Annotated in this window: 6 protein-coding genes; 4 read left to right on the plus strand and 2 right to left on the minus strand. The window is 62.9% G+C overall.

What is annotated here, in order from left to right:
• Positions 1-231: 231 nt before the first annotated feature.
• On the plus strand, positions 232-507 hold the full coding sequence (locus EOC06_RS17440; RefSeq protein ID WP_127267328.1) for a hypothetical protein: 276 nt from the start codon (positions 232-234) through the stop codon (positions 505-507).
• Between the two features lie 88 nt (positions 508-595).
• Here EOC06_RS17440 and EOC06_RS17445 read toward each other — a convergent pair whose 3' ends face one another.
• Positions 596-967 (minus strand): hypothetical protein, encoded by a 372-nt coding sequence (locus EOC06_RS17445; protein ID WP_127319580.1) that lies wholly within the window; start codon positions 965-967, stop codon positions 596-598.
• A gap of 204 nt (positions 968-1171) precedes the next feature.
• Between EOC06_RS17445 and EOC06_RS17450 the strand changes: the two genes are divergently transcribed.
• The 3 genes from EOC06_RS17450 (at position 1172) to EOC06_RS17460 (ending at position 5647) form a co-directional block, all read left to right on the plus strand.
• A complete protein-coding gene (locus EOC06_RS17450) occupies positions 1172-3835 on the plus strand; it encodes a DNA translocase FtsK (protein ID WP_128308350.1) in 2664 nt (887 codons plus the stop codon).
• Positions 3836-3986: 151 nt separating this feature from the next.
• Positions 3987-4670: an outer-membrane lipoprotein carrier protein LolA gene (locus tag EOC06_RS17455; protein WP_128308353.1), complete on the plus strand. Its 684-nt coding sequence runs from the start codon at positions 3987-3989 to the stop codon at positions 4668-4670.
• A gap of 170 nt (positions 4671-4840) precedes the next feature.
• The gene (locus EOC06_RS17460) at positions 4841-5647 is read left to right on the plus strand and encodes an exodeoxyribonuclease III (RefSeq protein ID WP_128308351.1); all 807 of its coding nucleotides are present in this window, start codon (positions 4841-4843) and stop codon (positions 5645-5647) included.
• Positions 5648-5675: 28 nt separating this feature from the next.
• Here EOC06_RS17460 and EOC06_RS40185 read toward each other — a convergent pair.
• Positions 5676-5945 (minus strand): hypothetical protein (locus EOC06_RS40185; RefSeq protein WP_206631203.1); only part of this gene is annotated, 270 nt, incomplete at its 5' end.

Below are 5945 nucleotides of genomic sequence, written 5' to 3' on the forward strand. Positions count from 1 at the left end.
CCCGCATTCTCCCATCCCGTCGTGATGCTCCCGAAAGGAGTTCACGCATTGAGGCCCGGATTGCATCCGGGCCTCTTTTTTTGGCAAGTCATTCCGGCAATGCCGGTCTTGGCGCAATCACGTTCATGTGATCAGGTTTTTTGAGGAAACAACGACCGCTCTGGTTTCGAACTGGGGGGACGATCGTCGTTCTGGCGCTCGTGCCAAACAACAGGGAAGGAAACTTATTTCATGAACCTCAAGAATATCTGCCTTGGAGCGCTCGCTCTTTCCATGGTCAGCGGCTTTGCATTTGCCGGCGCTCTGGATGAGCCCGACAACATGGCGCCGTTCTTCACGGATTCCGGCATGAAGACCATGAAGCCGATGGCGGATTTCAAGACCGCTTTCATGGCCATGCCGATGGAAAAGCAGGAAGCGATGAAGAAGGAATGCCAGGATGCGGCGATGAGCAAGCCGTATGCGGAATTCTGCGCCAATGTGCAGGCGCTCGGCGGCGCCAACTGATTTGTCCGGTCGGGCCGAGGCCCGATCTTTGTTCCAAACGACCAATGGCGGGCCCGGCAGTCCGCCATTGTTTCGGCAGGCGGCAGCTCTATCCGCCGGCGCCGTCGTCCATCATGGTGTTCGTCAGCGCTTCATACGCGCTGCTGCATGTCCGGGAATGCGGGCAATTCCTGACGATCAGCACAGGCGCCACTGTCAGGACCGCGGCGATCAAAACCCGCAGGCCGAGGCCTCGCACTGCAAATCCCTTGCCGAAAAGACCTCTGAACAGAAAATACAGGCCTTGTCCGAGGCAGGCTGTGGCGAGGATGTGCAGCAGCGGACCGGTCGCTCTGGCGAAGGGCGTCACATAGCCGTCCGGGAAGCCCACCATGCCGAGTTCGACGAACCAGTGCAAAGCGAGCAGCAAACTGAGCCCTGCCCAGGCCAGTGCCGCCACGCGAAGGAAGACGGGTTGCATGCCTTTACCCAAATTGGCGACCCTCCTTCGCCCACACTCGGCGCCATTCTTCGAGCAGCAAACGGCTCAACCAGTGGTAACGAGGTTTGATCATCTCGACCTCTTATAGTTAATGCGCCCTTAACCTTCCCACCGATAGTCTGAGACCCGAATCTGCCGGAATGCGCCACGCACCCGGCGAGACCATGACAGACGGGGAAGAGCATGCGTTCAGGGGCTTCAGCACCGCTTGCGCTGGCCGATACGGGGCACGGCATCCAGGCGTTCGCGCGGCGTCAGGTCGGGCGGCTGGTCGGCGTCGGCCTGTTCGCGCTGGCCGCCTTTGGCGTTGCCAGCCTTGCCACCTGGAATGTCGCCGATCCGAGTTTTTCCCACGCGACGAACAACACCGTCACCAATGCCATGGGCTATGCGGGTGCCGTGTTCTCCGACCTGGCCATGCAGTTCTTCGGCCTCGCCGCCGTCGCGGCCCTGGTTCCGACGGTCATCTGGGGATTCCTGCTGTTTTCCGCGCGCGGTGTCGACAGGCTGCCCAAGCGCGGGCTGTCCTGGTTCGGCTTCGCGCTGCTGGCCGCGGCGATGGTCGGCTGCGTTGTGCCGCCCAAGACCTGGCCGCTGCCGACGGGCCTCGGCGGTGTGTTTGGCGACATGGTGCTGAAGATCCCCGGCGTCGTCATCGGCGGCTATCCGACCGGGCTGATCGCCAGCATCATCGCCATCCTGCTGGCCGCACCCGCACTGTGGCTCTTCGCCCATGGCTCGGCGCTGATCGGACGCAAGAACGGCTTCGCCGTGATGGAGGACGAGCCCGCTGCCGATCCGCGCGACGACGACCTTTTGTTCGACAATGACGAGGATGAAGGCGACGAGGGCATCCTGGCGCTCGGCGCCATCACCCATTGGTGGCTGTCGCTGCGCGCGTGGATGCACCGCCGTGCCGTGCGCCGCAGGCAGGAGCGGGACGAGTACGAGCCGGAGATGGAGCAGCGCTCCACCGCCTGGCGCCGCGCCGCCGAACGGGTCGAATCGGCGGAGTTTGCCGAGCAGCGGATGAGCCAGGATGGCCGTGCCCGCGTCGAGCCCGAATTCTTCGCCGCCATGGTCAATGACCGCAGCGCCTCGCTCGACCCCGACGACATCTTCGACGACCGCTTCGACAATGCAAGCGAGGATGCCGATTTCGACGATGAGCCTGTCGTGCAACGCCGCGGCGCGCCGACCGCCAAGGTGCAGCCGTTCCGCTCCGACGCAGCCACCCGCGTCGAGGCGCCGGCGGCGCGCCCCGTGCCCGGCGCCCGCGTCCAGCGCGAGGCCCAGACATCGCTGATCGGCTCGGAAAAATTCGAAATGCCGTCGCTCCACTTCCTCTCCGAGCCGAAGAACGTGGTGCGCGACGCCAGCCTGTCCAAGGACGCGCTGGAACAGAACGCCCGCCTGCTCGAAGGCGTGCTGGAGGACTTCGGCGTCAAGGGCGAGATCATCGCCGTCCGTCCCGGTCCGGTGGTCACACTCTATGAGCTCGAACCGGCGCCCGGCATCAAATCGTCACGCGTCATCGGCCTGTCCGACGACATTGCGCGCTCGATGAGCGCCATCGCCTGCCGCGTCGCCGTGGTCCCTGGCCGCAACGCCATCGGCATCGAACTGCCGAACGCCAAGCGCGAGACCGTATATCTGCGCGAGATTCTGGCCAGCCGTGACTTCGAGACGACGAAGGCCAAGCTGGCGCTGGCGCTGGGCAAGACCATCAATGGCGAGGCGGTCATCGTCGACATCGCCAAGATGCCGCACGTGCTGGTCGCCGGCACCACCGGCTCGGGCAAGTCGGTCGCCATCAACACCATGATCCTGTCGCTGCTCTACCGGCTGAAGCCGGAAGAATGTCGGCTGATCATGATCGATCCGAAAATGTTGGAACTCTCGGTCTATGACGGCATCCCGCATCTGCTCACGCCCGTCGTCACCGATCCGAAGAAGGCCGTGGTGGCGCTGAAATGGACCGTGCGCGAGATGGAGGACCGCTACCGCAAGATGTCCAAGGTCGGCGTGCGCAACATCGACGGCTTCAACGCCCGCGTCAGCCAGGCGGACAAGAAGGGCGAGAAGATCTCGCGCACCGTGCAGACCGGCTTCGACCGCCAGACCGGCGAGGCGATCTACGAGACCGAGAACCTCGATCTCGAGCCGATGCCCTATATCGTCGTCATCATCGACGAGATGGCCGACCTGATGATGGTCGCCGGCAAGGACATCGAAGGTGCCGTGCAGCGCCTGGCGCAGATGGCGCGCGCCGCCGGCATCCATGTCATCATGGCAACGCAGCGGCCGTCGGTCGACGTCATCACCGGCACCATCAAGGCCAATTTCCCGACCCGCATCTCCTTCCAGGTGACGTCGAAGATCGACAGCCGCACCATTCTGGGCGAGCAGGGCGCCGAGCAGCTGCTCGGCATGGGCGACATGCTCTACATGGCCGGCGGCGGCCGCATCCAGCGCGTGCACGGCCCGTTCGTCGCCGACGAAGAGGTCGAGAAGATCGTTGCGCATCTGAAGCTGCAGGGCGTGCCGGAATATCTCGACGCCATCACCGAGGATGATGGCGAGGACGACGACGAGCCGTCGGGCAAGGGTGGGTCCGGTGGCGGCAACAGCAATTTCGAGGATTCCGACGATCCCTACGATCAGGCGGTTTCCGTGGTGCTGCGCGATGGCAAGGCCTCGACCAGCTATATCCAGCGCCGGCTGGGCATCGGCTATAACCGCGCCGCCTCGATCATCGAGAAGATGGAAAAGGAAGGTATCGTCGGCCCGGCCAACCATGCCGGCAAGCGCGAGATCCTGGTGCCGACCGAAGAGGACAAGTTCTGACCAGAAAGCCTGACCCTTGTGACATCCCGGTCCGGCAACCTTGAACCTTTCAAGGCGTTGAAGCGACCAAGGGACGTCTGACCCGCCAAATTTCAGCCTAACTGGGGGTCCAAGCACAGAACAACTCAGGAATCAGATGAGAGTGACCGACATGAAAAACGATCTTTCAGCGCTCAGCACATTTGCTCCATCCCGGCGTCAGTTGCTGGGCCTCGGCCTGGCGTTTGCGGGGGCGGCAGCCTTCAACGCGGTGCCCGGCTTCCAGGTGCTGGCTTCGGCGCAGGCGGCTGTGCCGACCGCTGCGCAGAAGATCGCCGACCACTTTTCCTCGGTCAAATCGATGAGCGGCGAATTCGTGCAGTTCGGCCCCAAGGGCGAGCAGACCGGCGGCAAGTTCTTCCTCGAACGGCCAGGCAAGATCCGCTTCAACTACGACGGCTCTTCAAACTTCCGGGTGATTTCAGACGGCAAGTCGGTGGTCATCCTGAACAAGAGGCTCAACACGTCCGATCTCTATCCGCTGTCGAAGACACCCTTGAAGCTGCTGCTCGACAACAGGATCGATCTCTCCGGCGACCGCGTCAAAAGCGTCAAGCAGGAGGATGATCTCACCACCATCCAGCTCGCCGACAAATCGGTGTTCGGCAATTCGAAGATCACCATGATGTTCGATCCGAAAACCTTCGACTTGCGGCAGTGGACGATCACCGACGCGCAGGGCAAGGATACGACGGTGATGATCTTCAACACCAAGGAAGGCGTCAGCTTCGCGCCGGATACTTTCGCCATTGACTACACGGCGAACCGCGAGCTCAACACCAACAAGGCGCGCTAGGCCAATCGCACCAATAGCTGTGGAAAGCGCCGGGTCACGCCTCAGCGGGCGTGGCCCGGCTTGTCTTTGCGACTTGCGGCTGGCAGTTTCCCGGACTGACTCCGTCGAAAGGCGTCTTCCCCGCCGGGGCCCATCGGTTCTGGTCGGTCGCACGCTGTCCTGGATTGCCAATGCCCTTTTCCATCGCCACCTGGAACATCAACTCCGTTCGCCTGCGCATGCCGATCGTCGAGCGCCTGCTCGTCGAGCATGCGCCCGACGTGCTGTGCCTGCAGGAAACCAAGGTTCCCGACGAGCTGTTCCCCGAAAAGGCTTTCCGCAGGCTCGGCTACGAGCACATCGCCTTCCATGGCCAGAAGGGCTACCACGGCGTAGCAACCGTGGCGCGGCGGCCGATCGAGGTGGTCGAGAAGCGACGCTTTTGCGAAATCGAGGATAGCCGGCACCTCTCGGTGACGGTGCGGGCCGGCGGCAAGGCGATCCTGCTCCACAATTTCTACGTTCCGGCGGGCGGCGACGAACCGGATCCCGTCATCAACAGGAAGTTCAAGCACAAGCTCGACTTCGTCGCCGAGATGAATGCCATCCGGGCAGAACATGACGAGGTGTCCAGCTCGGTGCTGGTCGGCGATCTCAACATCGCCCCGCTCGAACATGACGTCTGGTCGCACAAGCAATTGCTCAACGTGGTCAGCCACACGCCGATCGAGACGGAAAATTTCGAGGCGATGCGCCGCGCCGGCGACTGGGTCGACCTGATGCGGCTCAACGTGCCGCATGAGCAGAAGCTCTACACCTGGTGGAGTTATCGCGCGCAGGATTGGGAGCTGTCCAATCGCGGCCGCCGTCTCGACCACGTCTGGTCGTCGCCAAACCTGGTGCCCAGCTTTTCCGGCTACGAAATCCTGCGTCCGGCGCGCGGCTGGGAGCGCCCGTCGGACCATGTGCCTGTGATCGCGCGGTTCGATCTGGACTAGCCTGGTCGAAAATGCCCGCCTGCGGCAGTCAGTCGGGAGAGGTGGAGTCGGCTGGATCCACCCACGGACGGCCCAATCGTGTCACCATCGCCGCGTACCCAACGGCACCTGCCGCCCAAAGGAAGATGCCAAGCTCTTTGACGACGTCTTCGGCGATGGCTGCCGCAGAACCAGGGGTGGGAAACAGATCTCCGATCTGGTCGATGGATGCCGACAGCGCGAGCAGGAAGCCTGCGGCCACAAAGACGATCGTGCCGTCGAATGTCTTCCGTCGCAGCCGAAAAAACCAGAACAACCC

The sequence above is a fragment of the Mesorhizobium sp. M7A.F.Ca.MR.362.00.0.0 genome (genome assembly GCF_004023175.1).
Lineage (GTDB): Bacteria > Pseudomonadota > Alphaproteobacteria > Rhizobiales > Rhizobiaceae > Mesorhizobium.